This window comes from Daejeonella sp. H1SJ63 (assembly GCF_029360775.1).
Classification (GTDB): Bacteria; Bacteroidota; Bacteroidia; order Sphingobacteriales; family Sphingobacteriaceae; genus Daejeonella.
The window spans coordinates 150,682-173,160 of sequence record NZ_JARKMZ010000001.1 but is presented as its reverse complement, the minus strand read 5'-3'; the positions used below and the strand labels follow the sequence as shown (position 1 = coordinate 173,160).

Annotated in this window: 24 protein-coding genes and 1 tRNA gene; 10 read left to right on the top strand and 15 right to left on the bottom strand. The window is 38.8% G+C overall.

Annotation, left to right across the window (positions count from 1 at the left end; translation table 11 throughout):
* Positions 1–63: 63 nt before the first annotated feature.
* Positions 64–139 (bottom strand) — tRNA-Phe (locus tag P2W72_RS00760).
* Positions 140–707: 568 nt separating this feature from the next.
* Between P2W72_RS00760 and P2W72_RS00755 the strand changes: the two genes are divergently transcribed.
* From P2W72_RS00755 to P2W72_RS00745, 3 genes are all read left to right on the top strand, one after another.
* A complete protein-coding gene (locus P2W72_RS00755; protein WP_276358940.1) occupies positions 708–1,133 on the top strand; it encodes a hypothetical protein in 426 nt (141 codons plus the stop codon).
* 283 nt (positions 1,134–1,416) lie between these two features.
* Entirely contained in the window at positions 1,417–2,718 is a 1,302-nt protein-coding gene (locus tag P2W72_RS00750) for a 4Fe-4S dicluster domain-containing protein (protein ID WP_276358939.1), read from the top strand.
* Positions 2,719–2,862: 144 nt separating this feature from the next.
* Positions 2,863–3,654: a (Fe-S)-binding protein gene (locus tag P2W72_RS00745; protein ID WP_276358938.1), complete on the top strand. Its 792-nt coding sequence runs from the start codon at positions 2,863–2,865 to the stop codon at positions 3,652–3,654.
* A gap of 161 nt (positions 3,655–3,815) precedes the next feature.
* On the opposite strand, the gene P2W72_RS00740 is transcribed toward P2W72_RS00745, so the two are convergent.
* Together P2W72_RS00740 and P2W72_RS00735 are read right to left on the bottom strand one after the other, a co-directional pair.
* Complete coding sequence (locus P2W72_RS00740) at positions 3,816–4,301, bottom strand: hypothetical protein (RefSeq protein WP_276358937.1); 486 nt, start codon at positions 4,299–4,301, stop codon at positions 3,816–3,818.
* 60 nt (positions 4,302–4,361) lie between these two features.
* Positions 4,362–5,111 carry a DUF3575 domain-containing protein gene (locus P2W72_RS00735; protein WP_276358936.1) on the bottom strand — a complete coding sequence of 250 codons (750 nt, stop codon included), beginning with the start codon at positions 5,109–5,111 and terminating at the stop codon, positions 4,362–4,364.
* Positions 5,112–5,348: 237 nt separating this feature from the next.
* Between P2W72_RS00735 and P2W72_RS00730 the strand changes: the two genes are divergently transcribed.
* Positions 5,349–5,831, top strand: a complete 483-nt coding sequence (locus P2W72_RS00730; protein WP_276358935.1) for an ABC transporter ATPase — start codon at positions 5,349–5,351, stop codon at positions 5,829–5,831.
* A 124-nt stretch (positions 5,832–5,955) separates the two neighbouring features.
* Here the strand turns inward: P2W72_RS00730 and mtgA are convergent, their stop codons facing one another.
* From mtgA to rpsF, 4 genes are all read right to left on the bottom strand, one after another.
* Positions 5,956–6,633: a monofunctional biosynthetic peptidoglycan transglycosylase gene (gene mtgA / locus P2W72_RS00725; RefSeq protein ID WP_276358934.1), complete on the bottom strand. Its 678-nt coding sequence runs from the start codon at positions 6,631–6,633 to the stop codon at positions 5,956–5,958.
* A 124-nt stretch (positions 6,634–6,757) separates the two neighbouring features.
* Entirely contained in the window at positions 6,758–7,201 is a 444-nt protein-coding gene (rplI, locus tag P2W72_RS00720) for a 50S ribosomal protein L9 (protein WP_276358932.1), read from the bottom strand.
* 16 nt (positions 7,202–7,217) lie between these two features.
* Positions 7,218–7,481, bottom strand: coding sequence for a 30S ribosomal protein S18 (rpsR, locus tag P2W72_RS00715; RefSeq protein ID WP_276358931.1), 264 nt, complete (start codon positions 7,479–7,481; stop codon positions 7,218–7,220).
* Positions 7,481–7,849 (bottom strand): 30S ribosomal protein S6, encoded by a 369-nt coding sequence (rpsF, locus tag P2W72_RS00710; protein WP_276358930.1) that lies wholly within the window; start codon positions 7,847–7,849, stop codon positions 7,481–7,483. Before rpsF ends, rpsR begins: the two co-directional genes overlap by 1 nt.
* 513 nt (positions 7,850–8,362) lie before the next feature.
* Here rpsF and P2W72_RS00705 point away from each other — a divergent pair.
* From P2W72_RS00705 to P2W72_RS00695, 3 genes are all read left to right on the top strand, one after another.
* Positions 8,363–10,216, top strand: a complete 1,854-nt coding sequence (locus tag P2W72_RS00705) for a DNA polymerase III subunit gamma/tau (RefSeq protein WP_276358929.1) — start codon at positions 8,363–8,365, stop codon at positions 10,214–10,216.
* Positions 10,217–10,432: 216 nt separating this feature from the next.
* On the top strand, positions 10,433–11,668 hold the full coding sequence (locus P2W72_RS00700; RefSeq protein WP_276358928.1) for an isocitrate dehydrogenase (NADP(+)): 1,236 nt from the start codon (positions 10,433–10,435) through the stop codon (positions 11,666–11,668).
* A 189-nt stretch (positions 11,669–11,857) separates the two neighbouring features.
* The gene (locus tag P2W72_RS00695) at positions 11,858–12,700 is read left to right on the top strand and encodes an oxidoreductase (protein ID WP_276358926.1); all 843 of its coding nucleotides are present in this window, start codon (positions 11,858–11,860) and stop codon (positions 12,698–12,700) included.
* Positions 12,701–12,705: 5 nt separating this feature from the next.
* Here P2W72_RS00695 and P2W72_RS00690 read toward each other — a convergent pair whose 3' ends face one another.
* Both P2W72_RS00690 and panB read right to left on the bottom strand, forming a co-directional pair.
* Positions 12,706–13,437 (bottom strand): RluA family pseudouridine synthase, encoded by a 732-nt coding sequence (locus P2W72_RS00690; protein ID WP_276358925.1) that lies wholly within the window; start codon positions 13,435–13,437, stop codon positions 12,706–12,708.
* 13 nt (positions 13,438–13,450) lie between these two features.
* Positions 13,451–14,266, bottom strand: a complete 816-nt coding sequence (gene panB, locus P2W72_RS00685) for a 3-methyl-2-oxobutanoate hydroxymethyltransferase (RefSeq protein WP_276358924.1) — start codon at positions 14,264–14,266, stop codon at positions 13,451–13,453.
* A 247-nt stretch (positions 14,267–14,513) separates the two neighbouring features.
* On the opposite strand from panB, the gene carA reads away from it, so the two are divergent.
* The 3 genes from carA (at position 14,514) to P2W72_RS00670 (ending at position 17,358) form a co-directional block, all read left to right on the top strand.
* Positions 14,514–15,611 (top strand): glutamine-hydrolyzing carbamoyl-phosphate synthase small subunit, encoded by a 1,098-nt coding sequence (gene carA, locus P2W72_RS00680; protein WP_276358923.1) that lies wholly within the window; start codon positions 14,514–14,516, stop codon positions 15,609–15,611.
* A 68-nt stretch (positions 15,612–15,679) separates the two neighbouring features.
* On the top strand, positions 15,680–16,972 hold the full coding sequence (eno, locus tag P2W72_RS00675; protein ID WP_276358922.1) for a phosphopyruvate hydratase: 1,293 nt from the start codon (positions 15,680–15,682) through the stop codon (positions 16,970–16,972).
* A gap of 86 nt (positions 16,973–17,058) precedes the next feature.
* Positions 17,059–17,358 (top strand): septum formation initiator family protein, encoded by a 300-nt coding sequence (locus tag P2W72_RS00670; RefSeq protein WP_276358921.1) that lies wholly within the window; start codon positions 17,059–17,061, stop codon positions 17,356–17,358.
* Positions 17,359–17,475: 117 nt separating this feature from the next.
* Here P2W72_RS00670 and P2W72_RS00665 read toward each other — a convergent pair whose 3' ends face one another.
* The 6 genes from P2W72_RS00665 to P2W72_RS00640 form a co-directional block, all read right to left on the bottom strand.
* Entirely contained in the window at positions 17,476–17,979 is a 504-nt protein-coding gene (locus tag P2W72_RS00665; RefSeq protein WP_276358920.1) for a CPBP family intramembrane glutamic endopeptidase, read from the bottom strand.
* 64 nt (positions 17,980–18,043) lie between these two features.
* The gene (locus P2W72_RS00660; RefSeq protein WP_276358919.1) at positions 18,044–18,256 is read right to left on the bottom strand and encodes a hypothetical protein; all 213 of its coding nucleotides are present in this window, start codon (positions 18,254–18,256) and stop codon (positions 18,044–18,046) included.
* 113 nt (positions 18,257–18,369) lie between these two features.
* A complete protein-coding gene (locus tag P2W72_RS00655) occupies positions 18,370–18,558 on the bottom strand; it encodes a hypothetical protein (RefSeq protein WP_276358918.1) in 189 nt (62 codons plus the stop codon).
* A 153-nt stretch (positions 18,559–18,711) separates the two neighbouring features.
* On the bottom strand, positions 18,712–18,969 hold the full coding sequence (locus P2W72_RS00650; RefSeq protein ID WP_276358917.1) for an HTH domain-containing protein: 258 nt from the start codon (positions 18,967–18,969) through the stop codon (positions 18,712–18,714).
* Positions 18,970–18,971: 2 nt separating this feature from the next.
* Positions 18,972–21,140, bottom strand: coding sequence for a peptidase domain-containing ABC transporter (locus tag P2W72_RS00645; RefSeq protein ID WP_276358916.1), 2,169 nt, complete (start codon positions 21,138–21,140; stop codon positions 18,972–18,974).
* Entirely contained in the window at positions 21,137–22,339 is a 1,203-nt protein-coding gene (locus tag P2W72_RS00640; protein WP_276358915.1) for an HlyD family efflux transporter periplasmic adaptor subunit, read from the bottom strand. Before P2W72_RS00640 ends, P2W72_RS00645 begins: the two co-directional genes overlap by 4 nt.
* Positions 22,340–22,479 lie beyond the last annotated feature (140 nt).

The window sequence follows — 22,479 nt, the reverse complement described above, 5'->3', positions numbered from 1 at the left end:
AAGCAAAAAGCCGCTCAGGACTGCTTTAAAGCAAAAAACCCTCAGATTTCTCTGAGGGTTTCCTGGTGGTACCAGCTGGAATCGAACCAGCGACACAAGGATTTTCAGTCCTTTGCTCTACCAACTGAGCTATGGTACCAGACCATACCCGTTTTGTTCGGGACTGCAAATGTAGTGTCTTTTTTCATTTAAGAAAATATTATTTGAAAATTTCTGATAAGATTTATTCATGGTATTTAATAATTGTTTTCAAGATCAGGAGCTGCAAGCTGCAAATATCTGACCCCCAGCGTTAAACCTATTGTAAATTTAATTTCAGATAGACTGTACAAAAAACGATCATTAGTTAAAAAGCTAGAGTAATTCTGTCAAATCCTCTTTGTGCGCTGGTAAACTCTCAATATTGCCAAGATTTCTGGAGAGGAACCAGAATTTGAAGTATCAAGATCGAACAGCCACCCGGGGCTGTGAATAAATCAAGGTAAGCCCCGGATTTCTCTGAGGTTTTCGAAGTGGTACCAGCTAACTGACACTGAATCTATTGAGGCCCTTTTGGCCTCGACCCTGAAAATTTGCCAATTAAAAAGATCAGCATAAATATCAGAAATCATGTAACAGAAATCAACTACTGATCGTCTTTATAAGAGCTTTCCAGGCAAATTCAAGGTGATATATTTTGACTATTATTGTTAACCATAAAAATAAAGATGAAAAAGTCATTTTTAATATTATTCACACTATGTGCTGTATTTTCCTGCTCGAAGGATAATAGTTTTAATATTGATAAATATCCCCAAAAATGGACTTTAGTAAAAATGACAGGCCAAATTCCAAATTCAGAGAGGACCGGGGAAAACATGGGATGGCAGGAATATTATTTACTGAAATCTGACGGAACATTTATTAAGCATAGAGAACGAGACGGAATTAATTATGATGTGTCAGGGAATTTTAAATTTCTTTCCACAACATCCGTGACTCTGCTTGAATTAACTCATGAAACTGAAAACGCAATTATTGGGAATTGTTATTCACATCAAACCGAACAGCTATCATTAAAATCAGCTAACAAACTTGTTGGAACCTGGCAAATGTGTGATGGTCCTGGACTGGAATATGAAAGAAAAGAATAAAAGATTAGAAAACGAGGTATAGTCTGGATTTCAGAAGCATCAGATGGATTGTAATCCGCCTCAATTTGCCTGCAACCTGACAGAAAATCACTTGGCCCCCCCTTATCACTCACTGGTCGCACCTATTCATGAATTTTAAATAAGAAACTTTATTTTACATAAAGAACAGTACTCAAGGTCTGTTTTCCCTAAGCAAATTGTTTTCAATTTAATTTATTATTATGCTTGCATAGTAATTATATATACCGGATATTCGTTAAATTAGCCAAAAACCCATACCGATATGATTCTGCAAGTCATTTTTTTGATCATTTCAGCGGCAGCAATTACCCTGTTCAGCCTGAATGTTCGTAAAATCATCCGCAATATTAAGCTGGGAAAAGATCTCGACCGCTCTGACAGACCTGCAGAACGTATGAAGACCATGCTTAAGGTCGCCTTCGGACAGTCGAAAATGGTTAAAAAACCTCTTGCAGCAGTACTGCATTTATTTGTATACGTAGGCTTTGTTATCATTAATCTGGAAGTACTGGAAATCATTATTGATGGATTATTTGGTACTCACCGCATCTTTGCTCAGCCATTAGGTGCCATTTATGATGTACTTATTGCCGGCTTTGAGATTCTTGCCGCACTGGTACTGATTGGAGTAATTGCCTTCTTCGCCCGAAGAAACATCCTCAAAATCAAACGTTTTACAGGTACTGAAATGACAGATTGGCCAAGATCAGATGCCAATATTATTTTGATTGTAGAAGTACTGTTAATGACTGCATTTTTACTGATGAATGCTGCAGACCAGAAGCTACAGCAATTGGGATCAGCACATTACATCAATGCAGGAACATTTCCGGTAAGCGGCCTGCTCTTAGCCCTTCTACCTGATTCTGAGTCCTCATTACTATTGATTGAACGGTTTTGCTGGTGGTTTCACATTATCGGAATATTTGGGTTCTTAAACTATCTGCCTTATTCCAAGCATTTACATATCATTATGGCTTTCCCAAACACCTGGTATTCAAACCTCGAACCTAAGGGGAAATTCAGCAATATGGCTTCTGTAAGTAATGAGGTTAAAGCCATGCTCGACCCTTCTTATGTACCTGAACCGGTAGCCGAGGGAAGCCGTTTTGGAGCAAAAGACATCCATGATCTGACCTGGAAGAGTCTGATGGATGCCTACACCTGTACTGAATGCGGAAGATGTACTTCCGTTTGTCCGGCAAACCAAACAGGCAAGCTTCTCTCCCCCCGTAAGATCATGATGGATACGCGCGACAGACTGGTAGAAGTTGGCAATACTATCGATAAGCATGGGAAAGATCATCAGGACGGTAAATCACTGCTCGACAATTACATCACCCGCGAGGAAATATGGGCCTGTACTACCTGCAATGCATGTACAGATGCTTGTCCGGTAAATATCGACCCTCTTTCCATTATCATTGAACTAAGACGCTTTGCCGTAATGGAAGAGTCGCAGGCTCCTGCAAGTATCAATAACATGTTCTCCAATGTTGAAAATAACGGAGCTCCATGGAAATATGCGGCAGTAGACAGGATGAATTGGGCGGAAAACGATTAGATATTTGCTGATTGAAGTAAATTTTGCGAAAAGATGCTATGCCAATATTAATAAGCCTGATTGGTGATGATAACAATAAATGTCAAGTGCCTCCGGATGCGATTGACAAATAGACAAATTGAATAATAGACAAATTAGTACAACATGGATAAATTAACGGTTCCTACAATGGCCGAAATGCTTGCAAAGGGCGAGACACCGGAAATATTATTCTGGGTTGGCTGTGCAGGCAGTTTTGATGAAAGGGCCCAGAAAATAACAAGGGATATCTGCAAGATATTACAGCACGTTGGATTAAAATTTGCCATTCTTGGAACAGAAGAAAGCTGTACCGGCGATCCGGCAAAACGTGCCGGCAATGAATTTCTGTTCCAGATGCAGGCCATGAGCAATATTCAGGTACTGAATGGTTATGAGATCAAAAAGATCGTCACGGGTTGTCCTCATTGTTTCAATACCATCAAAAATGAATATCCCGGATTAGGAGGCAATTATGAGGTGATCCACCATTCGCAACTCATTCAGCAGCTCATTGATGAAGGAAAGTTAAAAACTGAGGGCGGTGAATCATTCAAGGGAAAAAGAATAACCTTTCACGACCCCTGTTATCTGGGCCGGGCAAATGATGTATACGAAGCTCCAAGAAAAGCTCTCGAAGTTCTGGATGCTGATTTAGTGGAAATGAAACGCTGCAAATCAAATGGATTATGCTGTGGTGCAGGTGGAGCACAAATGTTCAAGGAGCCTGAAAAGGGAACAAAAGACATCAATATCGAACGGATTGATGAAGCACTTGCACTTCAACCCAATATTGTTGCCGCCTCTTGCCCGTTCTGTATGACAATGCTAAGTGATGGGGTTAAAAATTACAATAAAGAAGAAGAAGTAAAAGTATTGGATATTGCCGAGATCACGGTCAGAGCAAATGGGCTATAAAAAAAGGCAATTCGAAACTATTTAAGTCCCGGATTGCCTTTGATTAAAGGTAACCAATTTTAATCTGTTCGCTTTCTAAAGTTAGAAGAAACAGACTTAAGTACTAATACCCATATTCAGGTATTTTCAGATTTTGTATTCCGATTGAAATAATTGATTCTTTATAGCTGAAAATGTTTCTTCATTTCTAAAAGATCTGCCTGAATGGAGTTCAGATCTTCAGCTGCGATGCCATGTACCGGCAATCGAAAATATGTTGCCATCGAATCTACATTGCCATTCCGGTCATTAAATGTCTGTACAATCACATCATCTTCTTCGGTATTGATAGACAATTCGCCGGATGTGATGCTCCCGTAATAATCCATGCTAACAAACCTGGAAAGATTAAAAGAATAATATTCCTGCTTTCCGTTGATATAAGTTTTACGATACCTGAGAAAACCATCTTCACTTAATTGTATCTCACATTTCCTGATTTTAGAAAGTTCAGATTCAGGATAGTGCAGGGCATTGAACCGGCTCAGTGTTCTATCAACCAGAACCTTTACCGGCTCATCTTCAGTTCCTGAAGTGGCTCCTGGAAATATATAAAGCGACAGAAGCAGAAACGGATAAATGAAATATGATTTATTCTTAAAAAACATAGGGCAGAATGAAAATCCTGCCCTAAAATAGAAAAGAAATATTGTATTTCAGAGAATCACTTAGAACCTGATTCCTAAACTGAGACCAGCTCTCAAACCAGCCCATGGACCGGTAATATCAAGTCTTGCTCCATTCGCGTCAACAGTTGTCTTTGTATCAGCAAATGGGATTTCAATATTCTGAAGTTCTGTTCTTAATTCCTGCTGTTCCTGAGTACTCAATGCACGCTTACCATCGAGAGTACCGTCAGAAGTACCATACTGCGGACCAAGCATCCACCAGTCGAGGTAAAGTCTGCCTCCTAATTTCCATTGAGCACCCAATTGCAATCCACCGGTGAAGGTAGTTAACTCACCACTTAAGGGCATTGTTTGAGTAGATCCGTTCACATCAAACTCAAACGGAAGAGCAGCCTTGTACTTGCTATATCTGGCAAATGGAGCCACATAAAAACCGCGCATGGCCTGTTTACCTAAATAGAATCTGATCTCAGGAGTAATGGCAGTATTACTTGTCTGAACCTGCTCCAGTTGTCTGGAAGTTTCCGGATCATCAATCATATCAGAAATAGTAGACAACATAGGTACCCCACCCTCGGGCATAATACGGAGACCAAGGCCTGCACTTATCTTTTTACCGATTTTATGCTCATAGCTGAAAGAAAAATTTCTTAATGGAAGAGATAGTAAATTAACCTTTAAGAGGTTATTTCCGGAAGAAGAACTCTTTTCAGATTGAGTTTCATTTTCCTGTGCCTGTGCAGCACCCAAAATGAATAAAAGAGCGATTGACAAAATGATCTTTTTCATGAAAGCTGAATTTAAGATTTGATTAATTGTATGAATTCTATGTCAAAGATACTCCCTGAGAACAACAACACAAGTATATCCACTCAGAATACCCATTTCTGGGTAGATCACATTTTCGTAACAGGCCAAATAAACTTGAAATAGTTCAGGGCTACATTTTTTACAAATTGATGAATCATATAAGACATAAAGACATTCATCTGAACTTTAATAAGTTCTGAATTTGTATTTTTGTATATGAATATTTCTGAAAATTCGAGACTGTGGATCTATCATTCAAACCGTATCCTCAATAATAATGAGGAACTTGCCATTCAAAAAATATTGAATGAGTTTACTTCAGAATGGCAGGCACATGGACATGCCCTTGCAGCATTGGGAGAAGTGCTTCATCATCAGTTCATTGTTCTTTCTGTTGATGAACAAATAGCCGGAGCTACCGGATGCAGTATTGACAAATCAGTAAACCTGATAAAGGAAATTGAACAGAAGTTTGGCATTAATCTGTTTGACAGATTCAGAATTGCCTTCCGTCAGGATCAGAATATTATAAACTGTAGCCGGGAGGAATTTGAAGAACTGATCAGGAACGGTAAAATAAATAGCCAAACACCGGTTTTCAACAACCTGATTAACACGCGCAAAGAGTTATTCAGTAAATGGGAAATTCCATTCAGCCAAAGCTGGCATTCAAAGATATTTTCTTTACCTGAAGAGTAGAATAAGGTAAGATTTAAATTACTGCTGGCCTGTATCATTGAGAATCAGGATAAGGTTATTGAACAGGCTATCCTGAAGGACAATGCTGAATCGAAAATATTTAATATCCTTATTTCTATACTCTTCAGAAAGGCAATTTGCCAATATGACGCATATTTCTGAGAATCAATCCCTGCTTATAATAAATATATCTCGTCGGTCTGTTTGGCGTCCAGCGCAAAGGATTAGGAAACACAGCCACCAGTAATGCAGCCTGGGATTTACTCAAACTTCTGGCAGATTTCCCATAGTATTGTTGGGTGGCAGCCTCAGCTCCATAGATTCCATCCCCCATTTCGATTACGTTCAGATAAACTTCCAGAATTCGTTCTTTACCCCAAAGCAATTCGATAAGCAAGGTAAAATATGCTTCAAATCCTTTCCTGATATAAGATCTTCCGGGCCATAGAAAAACATTTTTAGCAGTTTGCTGACTGATTGTACTTCCACCGATAACCCGTTTTCTCTTTTTGTTCTTTTCAACAGCATTTTGAAGCGCTTCTATATCAAAGCCCCAGTGACTTAAAAACCGGGCATCTTCGCCGGCTATTGCAGCTTTTTTCAGATTATCTGACAACTCATCCATTTCCAGCCACGACCTTTCCATCTTCCAGTCCTTCCCATCGATCTTACGTTCAACTGCTCTTTGAACCATAAGGTAAGTTATTGGCGGATTAATAAAACGATAAATCAAAACCCAGGAGATCGTTATAACAAAATACCAGAAAATGAACTTACGAAGGGCTTGTCTGAATTTTTTCAATCTGCACCTGTTTAATTGATCTGAAATACGTAAAAATAAAAAGTGCCTTCTGAAATTTCAGAAGGCACTTAAAAATATAATTTTTTTCCTGATTATCCACCGGAATTAATCCGGTGAAAGGAAATTATTCTGCAATAACTTCAAAAGGAACTTTAACCTTTACTTCTTTGTGCAGGTTAAGGTTTGCTGTATACTCACCTACAAACTTAGGCTCAGTATCGAAAGTAATGCGACGACGGTCAACGTCAAAGCCTTCTTTCTTCAAAGCATCAGCAATCTGGATAGTATTAACAGATCCAAAGATCTTGCCACTCTCGCCAGCTTTAGCACCGATTGAAAGTTTTACACCCTCAAGTCTTGCTGCAATTGCATCAGCATCCTTTTTAATTTTGTCCTGTTTGAAAGCAGCCTGCTTTAAGTTTTCAGCTAATACTTTCTTTGCAGATTCTGTAGCCAGGATAGCATAACCTTTTGGAATAAGGTAGTTACGTCCAAAACCCGGCTTTACTGTAACAACATCATCTTTCTCGCCGAGATTCTTGATGTCTTGTTTTAAAATTAATTCCATTTCGCTTATCTCCCTCTTATTTTAATGAATCAGTAACATAAGGTAATAAACCGATATGGCGGGCACGCTTAACAGCCTGAGCCACTTTACGCTGGAATTTTAATGAAGTTCCGGTTAAACGACGTGGTAAAACTTTACCCTGATCGTTGATGAACTTTAATAAAAAGTTAGCGTCTTTATAATCGATGTATTTAATTCCGTTCTTTCTGAAACGGCAATATTTTTTACGGCTCTCGTCAACTTTCGGAGCGGTTACGTATTGGATTTGATCTTTTGCCATTATTTTGCTACCTCCTCAGCTTTAGTTTCCTTGTTCTTGTTGAAGGCTCCGCTACGTTTTTTCTCACTGAATGCAAGTGCATGCTTATCCAGAGATACAGTCAGAAAACGCATTACACGTTCATCGCGCTTGTATTCAACTTCAAGTTTGTTAATAAACTCACCCGGAGCTCTGAATTCAGTTAGGTGATAGTATCCTGTAGTCTTCTTTTGAATCGGATACGCTAGTTTTTTCAAACCCCAATTGTCTTCATGGACAATTTCGGCTCCGTTATCTGTCATAAGCTTTTTGAATTTGGTAACTACCTCTTTCGCAGCTTCTTCTGATAACAACGGGGTCAGAATGATCACTGTTTCGTACTGTTGCATTGTTGCTTTTTATTTGTTTTAATTGAATTACGCTCAAACCCTTTGTAAGGCTTCAAAGCGGGATGCAAAAATAGATATAATTTTCTATTTATCAAATGGTTTTATCAGAATAAAGAAACCTTATTAATATAATATCAGAGCAGGGAAATTCAGAACTTAGTCAGACAGATCAATTTCAAACCAAACAAAACAAAAGGGCTTATCTGGTATTACTTTTTACGATATAAACAATAAAACCTATTGTGAACCTGCAAAAATCAGTAAACGCTTTCATAAAATAATGGATCTTATGCAAAGATTCAATTTAATCTACTAAGTACCAATACTCACTATTACGTATTTTCAACTATTATCAATTTAATATTCCATATCATTTTAATCGCCCGGCACAAATAGGTAATCCTCCCAACAATTCGGGCTAAATCACTTAAGTTTAACCATACAATAAATTATATGGACAAAAAAATCATCTAAGTTTGGTTTAACACAATCCTCTTTCTAATTTAGCCTCCGATGGACAATTTTATAGTATCAGCAAGAAAGTACAGACCGGCAACATTCCAAACTGTTGTAGGTCAGCTGCATATAACAGGTACTCTGAAGAATGCCATCAAAAATAACCAGCTTGCCCAGGCATTTCTTTTTTGCGGACCAAGAGGTGTAGGAAAAACTACCTGCGCCCGAATCCTTGCAAAGACTATAAACTGTAAAAATCTGACTGAGGATGCTGAAGCTTGCGGAGTTTGTGATTCCTGCATTTCTTTTCAAAACGGAAATTCTTTCAATATCCATGAACTTGATGCTGCATCCAACAACTCCGTTGAGGATATCAGAAGCCTGATTGAACAGGTTCGGATACCGCCTCAGGCAGGCAAATACAAAATTTATATCATCGACGAGGTTCATATGCTCTCTCAGGCAGCATTTAATGCTTTCCTGAAGACTCTTGAGGAGCCCCCGAATTATGCCATTTTTATTCTGGCAACCACAGAAAAGCATAAAATTCTTCCAACTATACTGTCCAGATGCCAGATTTTTGATTTTAACCGCATCCGGGTAGAAGATATTGCCGGTCATCTGAAAGAAATCGCAGTTAAGGAAGGTATATCGTATGATGAGGATGGGCTACACATGATTGCCCAAAAGGCCGACGGCGGGTTGCGCGATGCGCTTTCCATGTTCGATCAGATTGTCAGCTTTTCAAACAAAAATGTAAGCTACAGGGCTGTAATTGACAATCTGAACATTCTGGATTATGATTACTACTTTAAACTCACCGATTCTATATTGGAGCAGGATGTGGCGGCATCATTACTGATTTTTGATGAAATTTTAAGTAATGGATTTGATGGCAATCATTTCATTACCGGACTTGCCTCCCACTTAAGGAATCTGCTTGTAAGTAAAGACAGTTCAACATTGAAATTACTTGAAGTGAGTGAGGGAATACGTCAGAAATATAATCAGCAAGCTTTGGCTGCATCTGCCTCATTTCTGATTTCGGCCCTAAACATCAGCAATCAGTGCGATTTAAATTATAAAACCAGTAAAAATCAAAGATTACAGGTTGAGCTGGCCTTAATCAAACTATGCCATATACCTTCTGTAATTAATATTGCAACCGAAGGTCTTTCTGAAGGCCTGGTAAAAAAAAAACTTAATCCCTTAACAGAAGTACAGAAAAGCCCGGCTCCGGCACTACATACGATAACAGAGAAGCCTCTACAGGCTGAAATACCGGCCGCGACAACAACTACCGTTCCTCCGGCCATTAAAATTTCTGAACCGGCTCCGGCAGAAATAATCAATCCCGCTCCTGCAGTCGTTTCAGCTCATGTGCCGCCGAATGCCGGGAAAGATGAAAAACAATCCAGAATCAACATCCCTAAACCTTTATTAAGTAACTCAGGAACGCTGATTCCCAACCTGAATGATCTCACCGCTTCTTATTCTAAAAAAGAAGATAAAGATCCGGAATATGTCAGTGGCGACAGTAAGCAGGAATTCGATTCAGACACACTGCTCAGACACTGGAACATGTATGCTGAAAAGACTAAAAAAGAAGGTAAAATAAACATCTTCACAATACTGACAGCAAACCCTCCGGCTCTGCTTGACAACTACCAGATCGAAGTCGTCATAGAAAATAAAATTCAGGATAACCTTCTGAACTCTGAAAGGGTTGACCTTCTGAATTATCTCAGAGTAGAGCTTAAAAACTTCAGCATCGACCTGAAAACGAAGCTAATTGAACAAACGGTAAAGAGAAAACTTTATACCTCCACTGAAAAATATCAGCATATGGTACAAAAAAACCCTAATCTAGAAGAGTTCAAACGCAGATTTAACCTCGACCTCGACTATTAAACAGTTAAGCTTCCTGAAAAGCCGTCAAATTTCAACTGCATATTCCTAACATCATTTTTACGTTCTGTATTTACCGGATTTCAGGCAGATCAGGGCAAAAAATGGCTTTAATCTCCGTTAAATGAAAAATCTGCCAAAATTGATGCCTCACAGATTTTCAGGTGTATTCAAAATTCCTATCTTTGACGAAATTCCAAAAACCTCATTATTAAGTATATGTCAGTACAAAAAATTAAAGTTGCAAATCCGGTAGTAGAATTAGACGGAGATGAAATGACCAGAATTATCTGGAAGTTTATTAAAGATAAACTGATCACTCCATATCTTGACCTGGATATTAAATATTATGATCTTGGAATGGAATACCGGGATGAAACTAACGACCAGGTAACCATTGACGCAGCAAATGCAATAAAACAATACGGTGTAGGTATCAAATGTGCAACCATCACTCCTGATGAGGCTCGTGTTAAAGAGTTCAGTCTTAAACAAATGTGGAAATCACCAAATGGTACAATCAGAAACATTCTGGATGGTACAGTTTTCCGTGAGCCAATTGTAATGAGCAATGTTCCCCGCCTGGTACCAAACTGGACTGCTCCGATCTGTATCGGTCGTCACGCTTTTGGCGATCAGTATCGTGCAACTGATTTTGTAACTAAAGGAAAAGGGAAATTAACCATCACTTTCAGTCCGGAAGATGGCGGTGAAGCACAATCTTTCGAAGTATATAATTTCAAAGGCGACGGTGTTGCTATGGCGATGTACAATACTGACGAAAGTATCTTCGGTTTTGCACGTGCCTGCTTTAACCAGGCTTTATCTAAAGGATGGCCTTTATATCTTTCAACCAAAAATACAATCCTTAAAAAATACGATGGACGTTTCAAAGACATCTTTGAAGAAGTTTATCAGAATGAATTCAAAGCAAAATTTGATGCTGCAGGTATCGTTTACGAGCACCGTCTGATTGACGACATGGTTGCTTCTGCACTAAAGTGGAATGGTAATTTTGTTTGGGCTTGTAAAAATTATGATGGTGATGTTCAGTCTGATACTGTTGCTCAGGGCTTTGGTTCATTAGGACTAATGACTTCTGTACTGATCACTCCGGATGGTTCTACCATGGAAGCTGAAGCAGCTCACGGTACTGTTACCCGTCACTACCGTGATCACCAGGCTGGAAAGCCAACTTCAACTAACCCGATCGCGTCAATTTTCGCATGGACAAGAGGTCTTGAATTCCGTGGTAAATTAGACAATAACCAGGCATTAATTAATTTCTGTCATGCTTTAGAGCAGGTTTGTATCGAAACTGTTGAGAGCGGAAAAATGACCAAGGATCTTGCAGTTTGTATTCACGGAAACAAAGTAAGTCATGGAGATCACTATCTGTACACAGAAGAGTTCCTTGATGCAATTGACCAGAACTTAAAAGCCAAGTTAGCTTAAGCTTTTTATTGAATCATACAGATAGCCGTCATTTAACAATGGCGGCTATTTTTATTTAGCTAAAGCCAATCAAATACCGCAACTGTAAATGAAGGGGAAGCTCACACTTCCGGCACATATTGTCGACAAAAGAAAGTCTGAATCCCTTCTGAATCATCTTTTGATTAATGATAATTGCTAAATTGCAATATGAATAAAGAACCCAGAATCTGGCTGATTACCGGAGTATCCGGAGGATTAGGAAGAGCTCTTGCTAAAGAAGCTGCGTCAAATGGAGACATTATTTTTGGAACCCTGCGAAAAACTGAACAAATCAGGGCATTTAATGAGCTCGTTCCTGGGAAGACCTTCGGACTAGAGCTTGACGTAAACAATCAGGTTCAAATGCATTCTGTTATTCAGCATATTCTAAATAAGCACAATCGTTTAGATATCCTGGTAAACAATGCCGGATACGGGTTATTTGGTGCTATCGAAGAGCTCAGCATGGAGGAGGCAAGAATGCAGATGGAAACTAACTTTTTTGCAGTTCTGGCCTTAACCCAAGCCGTTTTACCTGTCATGCGAAAGCAAAGATCAGGACATATTGTTCAGATTTCTTCCATGTCGGGATTACGCGCCAATTCAGGCACCGGATTATACAATGCAAGTAAATTTGCTCTTGAAGGTATGAGTGAAGCTTTAGCTATTGAAATTCAACCACTTAATATTCATTTAACACTTGTGGAGCCAGGTCCTTTCCGCACAGATTGGGCCGGAGCTTCTTCAGTAAGCGCCAAAAATAAAATTGCTGATTACGAACAAAGTTCAGGACTAAGGCTTAAACTTCTGCAAGGCAGCAGTGGTAAACAGCCCGGCGATCCTGCTAAAGGAGCAAAGGCCATACTTTTGGCCATTAATTCGAGCCATCCGCCACTACGTTTGGTTTTAGGGAAAGTTGCTCTTGATGCGATAAGAGATAAATTTAAAACAGTTGAAGAAGAGTTTTCAAAATGGGAGGATGTTAGTCTGAATACCTCCTTTGAAGAATAGAACGATCAGAAATTTTCAAATCTGTCCCAAAAACCATCTTTGGGCAATGGAGCAAAAATATTCACAGGTTCCTGTTTTACGGGGTGTATAAATTGCAGCCTGCGGGCATGCAGGCAAATACTCTTTTTCAGGCTACCACGCGGATATCCGTACTTATTGTCGCCAACTATAGGGCAATTCATTGTGGATAACTGCACGCGAATCTGATGCGGCCGGCCCGTAATCGGATCCACCTCTATCAGGTAATACCCTCCCAGTTCTCCAATAAGTTTGTAGTGTAGCTCAGCCCTCAGACTTCCGGGAACCTCCTTTTCATAAGCTTTGGTTACATTTTTTTTGGGATTTTTTACCAGCCAGTGGATCAGGGTACCTTGTTCCTGAGCCGGACGATTGCGCACCACTGCCCAATAGGTTTTATGCATATCCCTGCTCTTAAACATTTTATTGATCCTGTCGAGTGCTTTGCTGGTCTTGGCAAAAAGGATTACACCGCTTACAGGCCTGTCGAGACGGTGGACTACTCCCAGAAACGCTCCATTGGGTTTGTTATATTTCCTGGCAATGTAACGCTTAACCTTTTCATCCAGAGGTTCATCACCGGTTTCATCAACCTGAACGATATCACCGGCTCTTTTATTAATCGCAATCAGATGATTATCCTCGAAAAGAATATCCTTGTCTGTGATATCAGGAGAAAGAACCGGAAATTTCGTCTTCTTGAATTCAGGAGCAGCCATTAATCAGGATAAATTAGTATTGTTCCTTTGAATTAGGGAAATCACCGGCCTTTACATCACTCACATAAGTTTTCACAGCTCCGTTAATCTGATCAAAAAGATTCAGATACTGCCTGAGGAATCTTGGTTTGAAGCCCTTGGTTAATCCGATCATATCATTAATAACCAATACCTGACCATCACAATATGGCCCGGCACCGATTCCAATAGTCGGAATTTTAACCGAATCAGTAACCTCTTTGGCCAGTAAAGCCGGGATTTTTTCAAGTACTACAGAAAAACATCCGGCTTCCTGCAAAACTTTAATATCATCTTTTAATTTTTCAGCTTCTGCCTGTTCTTTAGCCCTTACCGTATAAGTTCCAAACTTATAAATAGACTGAGGTGTAAGCCCTAAATGCCCCATAACCGGAATACCTGCCGTGATAATACGTTCAACAGATTCACGGATTTCCAGTCCCCCTTCCAACTTAACTGCATGTGCTCCCGACTCTTTCATAATACGGATAGCAGAATTAAGTGCTTCCTTCGAATTACCCTGATAAGAGCCAAAGGGAAGATCGACCACAACTAATGCACGTTTTGCTGCCCTCACTACAGACTGAGCGTGATAGATCATCTGGTCAAGCGTTATGGGCAAGGTAGTTTCGTGACCAGCCATTACATTTGATGCAGAATCTCCAACAAGAATAACATCTACCCCACCTTCGTCAACTATAGTGGCCATTGAATAATCATAGGAAGTCAGCATGGCGATCTTTTCGCCTTTTTGCTTCATTTCCTGAATCGTATTTGTAGTAATCCGTTTAAGCTCTTTATGTACAGACATGAGCAGAGTATTTAAGTGTGTCCAAAGTTATGATTAATAGAAACAATAAATACTCAAAATATTCTGAATCGCCCTTTTGTAAAACAAATTCATAATTCCTATGCGAAATGCTTTCAGAATTAGTTATAAATACCTAATTTTGTAGCCGTGAATTTTGAAGTAAAAGACTTCCCTCAACACGGCCGGAAAATCTTCCGAAATCATTGTTTTTCAACTGATTTTCAAATTTGTTTTCAAACTTTAATAAATGAATAATTACATCAAATTACCTGCTGTTCTGCTACTTGCAGACGGAACTGTTTACCACGGAAAAGCGGCGGGAAAAATTGGTACCACTACTGGTGAAATTTGTTTCAACACAGGTATGACCGGATATCAGGAGATATTTACTGATCCGTCTTATTTTGGACAGATCATGGTGACAACCAACGCACACATCGGAAACTATGGTATCCACAAGGATGAGGTAGAGTCTGAAGATATTAAAATTGCAGGACTTGTATGTAAAAACTTCAATATAACCTACAGCCGGAAAATGGCTGATACCTCTATTCAGGACTACTTTCAGGAGGAACATATAGTAGGTATTTCTGATGTGGATACCCGTTCTCTGGTTCGCCACATTCGTGATAAAGGAGCAATGAATGCTATTATCTCATCTGAGATTCTGGATATTGACCAATTAAAAGAAAAACTGGCTTCTGTACCTTCAATGGACGGGCTTGAGCTATCTTCTCAGGTTTCAACAAAAGAGGCTTATGAATATGGCGACAAGAATGCACCTAAAAAAGTTGCAGTTCTTGACTTAGGTGTTAAAAAGAACATTCTGAGAAACTTTGACAGCAGAGGAGTATTTTCTAAAGTATTTCCGGCTAAAACAACATTTGCAGAAATGGAAAAATGGAACCCTGATGGTTATTTCATCTCAAATGGCCCGGGCGATCCATCTGCAATGCCGTATGCAATTGACACCGTTAAAAAAGTTCTCGCTTCAGGGAAACCTTTATTTGGGATATGTCTTGGTCACCAGTTACTGGCTCTGGCAAACGACATTCGTACTATGAAAATGTTCAACGGGCACAGAGGTTTGAACCATCCGGTAAAAAATATCATCATTAATCACTGCGAAGTAACTTCACAAAATCACGGTTTTGGAGTAATTCCTGATGATGTGCGCAATTCTGACAAAGTTGAGATCACCCATATTAACCTGAATGATCAGTCAATTGAAGGAATCAGAGTTAAGGGTAAAAAAGCATTTTCGGTTCAATATCATCCTGAATCATCTCCGGGTCCTCACGATTCGAGATATCTTTTCGATGACTTTGTAGCAATGATGAACTAATAAACTGCAACTAATTGTGTAGTAGCACACGTATTAATAAAATATTTTCAAATAGAAATTACAAGATTATGAGTTTAATTCTCGACGTACACGCAAGACAAATCCTTGATTCTCGCGGAAATCCTACAATAGAAGTAGATGTTATTACAGAAAATGGCATTATCGGACGTGCGGCAGTACCTTCAGGCGCATCAACAGGTGTACACGAAGCCGTAGAACTTCGCGATGGCGATAAATCAATTTATATGGGTAAAGGTGTTTTGAAAGCAGTTGCCAACGTAAATGAAAGAATCGCTCCCGAATTAAAAGGAATTGATGTTTTTGAACAGAACAGTATCGATCAGCTTTTAATTGAGATTGACGGCACTGAAAACAAAGGAAAACTTGGGGCAAATGCTATTCTTGGTGTTTCTTTAGCAGTTGCAAAAGCTGCAGCACAGGAAAGTCACCAACCTTTATACCGTTATATCGGTGGTGTAAATGCCAATACCTTGCCTATACCAATGATGAATATCGTTAACGGAGGTTCTCATTCTGATGCACCGATTGCTTTTCAGGAATTTATGATCATGCCTGCAGGAGCTTCTTCTTTCTCTGAAGCACTTCGCTGGGGAACCGAGGTATTCCATAATCTTAAAAAGATTCTTCACGACAGAGGCCTATCTACAGCAGTTGGTGATGAAGGCGGCTTTGCTCCCAAATTTGAAGGAACCGAAGATGGTGTAGAAACTATTCTTCAGGCTATCGAAAAAGCAGGTTATACTCCGGGAAAAGATATCTTCCTTGCATTTGATTGTGCAGCTTCTGAATTCTACAAAGACGGTAAATACGATTATACCAAATTTGAAGGCGAAAAAGGAGCTATCAGAACCAGTGCTGAACAAGCCGAATATCTTGCTCAGTTGACCGAAAAATATCCTGTCATCTCTATTGAAGATGGCATGGCTGAAGATGACTGGGCCGGCTGGAAATTACTGACTGAAAAAATCGGGTCAAAGGTTCAGCTTGTTGGTGATGATCTTTTTGTAACCAATGTTAAGCGTTTACAGCAAGGAATTGATAATGATACTGCAAATTCAATTCTGGTAAAGGTTAACCAGATCGGCTCTCTTACCGAAACAATAAATGCTGTTTCACTTGCACAAAATAGTGGCTATACCTCAGTAATGAGTCACCGTTCAGGCGAAACCGAAGATTATACTATCGCCGACCTTGCTGTTGCTCTAAATTGCGGACAAATTAAAACAGGTTCTGCTTCACGTTCAGACAGGATAGCAAAGTACAATCAGCTACTTCGCATTGAAGAAGAACTTGGCAGTAATGCCCGCTTCCTTGGCAAGAATTTCAAATACGCAAAGTAAGACTTTGTTAATAAGTTGATAATACAACATTGCAAAACATCCTGAGAATATAAATCTTAGGATGTTTTTGTTTTATATTTGTATTGATGTCACGTTTATTAGCTCTCCTTCGAAACAAATACTTCATTACAGGTACGGCATTTCTGACCTGGATGCTGTTTTTTGACAGAAATGATCTGATGTCTCAGTATGAATACAGAACACAGTTGAATAAATTAGAAGCTGAAAAGGAGTTTTATACCAGAGAATCAGAAAAAGCTGTTAGAGACCTCAATGAGCTTACCACAAATAAAACTAAACTGGAAAAATTCGCCAGAGAAAAGTATCTGATGAAAAAAGAGAATGAGGATGTATTTGTGATTATTGTTGAAGAAAATAAGAAATAGGATAAATCAATTTTCTGATTGTCTTTAAAGTAAATCTCCTCCTCAAAACTCTCCCCTCCTGAAATAGAAGCTCTTGCTCAAATTATTGATTCAACTAATGCGCTGATCTGATTTTTATCAGGCCATTTGCTTCAGACCAAATACTGAAAAATTATAGAGTGCGTGAAGAATTACTGTTAATATAAATGCATTCTGGTTTCTTGATTTCACCAGGATATAAAAGTAATTGATCATCAATGCAGCTAAAAACGTGTTTAACACATACAGATTGTTATAAGTATGACTAAATCCGAAACAAATTGCAGGCAGTATTATCGCAAATGCAGCTAAATCCCTTTTGAAAAACCTCTGAGCCAGAAACAACATCAATGTGATCATAAAGTATTGAAAAACAACCGTTTCGAATACAGGTGCAACTACAACTACAACAATAAATTCTTCTAATACACTATCAAAATTGAGCATTTTGGGGTCCATTGAATAGCCATATTTCTGTCTCAATATGGCAAAGACAGATGAAAGTATAAGATTAGCAAGCAATACAATCAAAAGTAGTTTAAAAGTGTTCAACCTTTGAATAAATGAAGGTGGCTCAAAAGAAATCAACCGTTTGGTACTCATATCTTTTATCAATAACGATTTAATATAATAAAAACATCGGGCAGATTAATCTGCCCGATGCCAATCAACCCTGAAAACGGAGTTTTTGCCCTTTCGCAGCACCTGCACCAAATGCTCTAACCATATCAATAGCTCCGAAAAAGCCATAGGCAAGCATATAGCCTATATCATTGGCTAAACTAGTATTCATTCCCGGTGTTTCCCCACCAGTACAAGAATACATTTCCTCAGAATTCATCTCCTGCATCCCGAGGTCTTTTACATTTAACTTTTCCATTTGTTTATTTTTTGTTTTTTAACGATAATGAATCTGCCTACTGGCAAGGTGATCGTGATTTGATAATCATACCCCTTGCAGGTTTTAGCAAAATCATGATGGTTTCACAGCATCTATTTTTTGTAGTAATCATGATAAGCACTAACGGCACCTCCCTTTAGGTCTTCATAATTTTCCATGGCATAGAAGATAAGAGCACCCCACCAGGTAGCTCTCATTGCAGCCGACCATGGTACAATATTACCTCCGTTGATTGACATAGCTTCCAGCTTGTCAATCTCAATTAAATTTGAATTTTGCATGTTATTTCAATTTTAGTTCACCTACTCTATTCAGGCTTTTCGGTCTCTGCCTTTGTTGCACAACATTTATCGCGATGTATTAAATTGACTAATCTTAAATATAAAAAAACTATAGCCTGAGCTTTTTCAATTCAACTTTCATACAGAAAAAAATCAATTTTCTTCTTCCTCTGTCAGAGGTCTGAATTCTATGGATATTCTCATTTGAAAATTTCTGCTATAAAAATAAGTACCCAATTGCCGCGAGTACTCAACCGGAACATCCCTTAACCTGAGCTCATCCATCAGTTTATAAACCATAGAAGTTGAGAGATTAAGTCTGCGGGCCAACTGACTTGGAGTGCCAGTGCGCCGATGCTTTATCAACTCATGCAATCGGTTAATACGTTCAATTTGTTCCAATAATTTCATTTTCAATCTATTAAACCCTGAAATTCCATTGGTATCTGCTGAGACCATAATCGAAAATATTCTCCCCTAAAAGCAATCAGCTCAGCATGTTTACCCTCTTCTGCTACCTGTCCGTTTTTTAGAACGATAATCTTTCCGGCCTTTTGTATGCTGCTAAGGCGATGAGAGATTATAATTACTGTCTTGTTTTCCGCGAGTAGAAAATCAATTGTATCCTGAACATACCTCTCTGAAACCGGATCCAGTGATGAACTTGCCTCATCCAAGATCAGAATTTCAGGATCACGATACATAGCACGTGCTATGGCTATTCTCTGCTTTTGTCCGCCGGATATGTTTGCGCCATTCTCACCAAGCTGAGTATTGAACCCTTGTGGCAGCTGTTCAATAAATTCAACCATTCCCAATCGTTTACAAATACTCAATATCTTACTCATATTCGGCGAATCATCTCCAATAGCTATATTTTCAATCACATTTACGGCAAAAAGATCAATACGTTGAGGAACTACACCAACCATCCTCCGAAGTGAGCTATTACTGATATACTTTAAAGAATATTCACCAATAAATATGTTGCCGCTCTGAATAGGGTAAATATTTTGCAGGATAGACATCAATGTAGATTTTCCTGAACCACTTTCTCCAACAATAGCAGTCAATGTACTTCGAGAAATCTCTAAATTCAGCTTGTCAAAGATGCTGACCCTTGTGCCATAGCGAAAGCAGACATCTGCAAACCGGATATCTCCCGGATTAGACCCGACCAGTTCAACTTTATGTTCTTCATTCTCCTGCTCGATATCCATGATTTCAAAAAGCCTGTCGGATGCAATTAATGCATCCTGAACTGTTTTATTCATCCCGACGAATGAGGAAACCGGATTTGTAAAATATCCTATCAGAGTATAAAAGGAAAGTAATTCTCCGGGACTGATCTGTTGCTCAAGTACCAGACCTGAGCCTAACCAAAGAAGCATGATTGTAAATCCATGGGAAACCAACTCTGTAGATGTGCCGGAAAAAACAGAGTTAAGGCCTGACTTGTAGACCGTATTTAATAGATTTATGAACCGGTCTTCTGTTTTCTGATTTGCATGTTCCTCCAGTCTGAAACGTTTGATTGTACCAACAGCATTCAAACTCTCAACAAGTTGTGATTCAAGTTCTGCAGCATTTTCCATCAGTTTACGCTGAACTTTTTTGTTAAGTTTATTACTAAGCAGATAGATAATTACATATAATGGAATGATAGTCAACATAAACAAGGCAAGTTTCCAGTAATAGGTAAACATTAATGCGAATGCAAATACAAGCATGAAGAAGTTTACCACCATATTGATGGACACATCATTTATGAATATTCTTATCTTAACAGCATCACCTATTCTTGACGTAATCTCACCCACACGCATCGTATCAAAAAATTGCTGAGGCAATTTGAGTAAATGCTTGTAATAGCCTAAAATTAGTCGGGCATCGATCATTTGACCCGTTCGAAAAATAAATATACTTTTCAGTGTACCGATAAAAACCTGAAGTAACAGAATGAGAATCATTCCAACGCTCATCAGGTTAAGCAAATTTCTATTGCCATCAACCAATACAAAATCAACAATTTTCTGAACAAAAATTGACATCGAAAGCCCTAACAGTGTATAAATCATTGCCCCGAAAAGAGCCTGAATTAAAATAGCCCTATGAGGATATAACAAAAGTCTGAACCGACTTAACAGACTTACTTTTTGATTACCCGGAGCAAATTCATCGTTTGGACTAAGCAAAATCAAAACTCCGCTCCATTCCTTGTTGAAATCATCATGATCTTTCACATGCATTTTCCCATCTGCCGGATCCATCACGGTAATTGAAGTTTGCTTAACCTGATATATGACTACATAATGCTGAAGCTGCTCTTTGATAATGACATGCGCAATAGCTGGAACTGGTATTTTAAAAAGGCTTTCACATGAGCCCCTGACACCTTTGGCATCTAATCGAAGTCGTTTCGCAGCTTCGATCATACCGGAAACATTTGTCCCTCTATGATCTGTACCTGCATACTGCCTGATTCTGGCAACCGATACATTCAACTTATAAAACCCTGTAACAGAGGCCAAACAAGCCGCACCACAATCACTAATATCTCGTTGCTTTACCTTAATATTCATAATTTGCGATAGGTATCAATGTGATTTGCTTCTTTCAAATTTGGATTAAGCCAATTTTCTGCATCATCATATAACAGCTGGAATAAGGTTCGCTCCGCTACCATAAAACGGGCAGTAAAATTCATTCCCTTTTTAAGAAATCCTCTGTATTCATTTTTTAATTTCATATGATCACTATCGAGGCTGCACCTCACTTTGAATACTGCTTCACCCGAATTTGCAAAAATGACATCGTCAGAAATATCAATTACCTTTCCGGATAACAGACCCCATTGATTATGATTATACGCATCGATCTGAAAATTTACGGATTGCCCTTTTCTAATTAATCCTATGTCAGCCGGTTTGACATAACAAAAGGCTATCAGATGAGTATCCGGAGAAATCTCTGCAATTTTTTGGTTGGCAAAAACATAAGATCCATTCTGTAGTCCCGAAAGATTTTGCAATGAACCACTGACAGGAGATTTTAGAATAAATAGTTCTTTTTCTTCAGCTAATTCAGCTTCCTGCTCAATCAGTTCACTTAGTTCCTTACGGTGAGCTCCGGATTCCATTTCCAGCTGCGATCTGTACCTTTTCCCCAACAGATAATATCTCGAAACCGCCTGATCATAGTCAAAACTAAATTTCTCATACTCAGCAGTAGTCAATGCTCCAGTTTTATAAAGGATAGTGTAACGGTTTAACACACGCTCTGATTGCCTGATTACCAGCTGATGCTCCTCAGACTCCTGCAAAAACTGTTGCCAGGTTGCTTTATACTGTTCTGTTCTCAAATCAGGAGTTTTACTTTCTTTATCTGATAGTTCAGCATATTTCAAAATTTGTGCTATATCATACAAATACTGCTTTAATAAAGCAGATCGCATATTTATAATTTTGCCCTGTTGTCTGGATAGCGATGAATCGATAATCAAAAGTGTATCTCCACGTAAAAGAGTCTGATTATCTTTCATCCGGATCTGAATTATCCTGCCACTCACTGATGTTACTAATTCAGTTCTTTCAATAGCTGACTGTATAATTCCCCTACCGTTTACACTTATCTGTATTACAATGAAAGGTAAGAGGGCGAAAGTGAAAATGACAGCCACTACAGAAACACAATAAATAATGTGGCTATTCCTGCCTAAACCATACTTAGTTGAAGAAAAATATTGATAATTATTATTATCAGAATCAAGTAATTCAGACATATTCAATCATTTAAAAACTTCTCAACCCACAATTGATCCTCATAGAATTACCTGGATCGTAACAATTCTGAATCGCAAATTCATGACCGGTCAATCGATATCTGAATTTAGATTCTGCAGAATGATTTGGGAGAATGGTT

Coding starts and splice junctions, on each gene's coding strand:
- P2W72_RS00755 (WP_276358940.1), top strand. CDS start 708: ATGAAAAAGTCATTTTTAATATTATTCACACTATGTGCTGTATTTTCC.
- P2W72_RS00750 (WP_276358939.1), top strand. CDS start 1,417: ATGATTCTGCAAGTCATTTTTTTGATCATTTCAGCGGCAGCAATTACC.
- P2W72_RS00745 (WP_276358938.1), top strand. CDS start 2,863: ATGGATAAATTAACGGTTCCTACAATGGCCGAAATGCTTGCAAAGGGC.
- P2W72_RS00740 (WP_276358937.1), bottom strand. CDS start 4,301: ATGTTTTTTAAGAATAAATCATATTTCATTTATCCGTTTCTGCTTCTG.
- P2W72_RS00735 (WP_276358936.1), bottom strand. CDS start 5,111: ATGAAAAAGATCATTTTGTCAATCGCTCTTTTATTCATTTTGGGTGCT.
- P2W72_RS00730 (WP_276358935.1), top strand. CDS start 5,349: ATGAATATTTCTGAAAATTCGAGACTGTGGATCTATCATTCAAACCGT.
- rplI (WP_276358932.1), bottom strand. CDS start 7,201: ATGGAATTAATTTTAAAACAAGACATCAAGAATCTCGGCGAGAAAGAT.
- rpsR (WP_276358931.1), bottom strand. CDS start 7,481: ATGGCAAAAGATCAAATCCAATACGTAACCGCTCCGAAAGTTGACGAG.
- rpsF (WP_276358930.1), bottom strand. CDS start 7,849: ATGCAACAGTACGAAACAGTGATCATTCTGACCCCGTTGTTATCAGAA.
- P2W72_RS00705 (WP_276358929.1), top strand. CDS start 8,363: ATGGACAATTTTATAGTATCAGCAAGAAAGTACAGACCGGCAACATTC.
- P2W72_RS00700 (WP_276358928.1), top strand. CDS start 10,433: ATGTCAGTACAAAAAATTAAAGTTGCAAATCCGGTAGTAGAATTAGAC.
- P2W72_RS00695 (WP_276358926.1), top strand. CDS start 11,858: ATGAATAAAGAACCCAGAATCTGGCTGATTACCGGAGTATCCGGAGGA.
- P2W72_RS00690 (WP_276358925.1), bottom strand. CDS start 13,437: ATGGCTGCTCCTGAATTCAAGAAGACGAAATTTCCGGTTCTTTCTCCT.
- panB (WP_276358924.1), bottom strand. CDS start 14,266: ATGTCTGTACATAAAGAGCTTAAACGGATTACTACAAATACGATTCAG.
- carA (WP_276358923.1), top strand. CDS start 14,514: ATGAATAATTACATCAAATTACCTGCTGTTCTGCTACTTGCAGACGGA.
- eno (WP_276358922.1), top strand. CDS start 15,680: ATGAGTTTAATTCTCGACGTACACGCAAGACAAATCCTTGATTCTCGC.
- P2W72_RS00670 (WP_276358921.1), top strand. CDS start 17,059: ATGTCACGTTTATTAGCTCTCCTTCGAAACAAATACTTCATTACAGGT.
- P2W72_RS00665 (WP_276358920.1), bottom strand. CDS start 17,979: ATGAGTACCAAACGGTTGATTTCTTTTGAGCCACCTTCATTTATTCAA.
- P2W72_RS00660 (WP_276358919.1), bottom strand. CDS start 18,256: ATGGAAAAGTTAAATGTAAAAGACCTCGGGATGCAGGAGATGAATTCT.
- P2W72_RS00655 (WP_276358918.1), bottom strand. CDS start 18,558: ATGCAAAATTCAAATTTAATTGAGATTGACAAGCTGGAAGCTATGTCA.
- P2W72_RS00650 (WP_276358917.1), bottom strand. CDS start 18,969: ATGAAATTATTGGAACAAATTGAACGTATTAACCGATTGCATGAGTTG.
- P2W72_RS00645 (WP_276358916.1), bottom strand. CDS start 21,140: ATGAATATTAAGGTAAAGCAACGAGATATTAGTGATTGTGGTGCGGCT.
- P2W72_RS00640 (WP_276358915.1), bottom strand. CDS start 22,339: ATGTCTGAATTACTTGATTCTGATAATAATAATTATCAATATTTTTCT.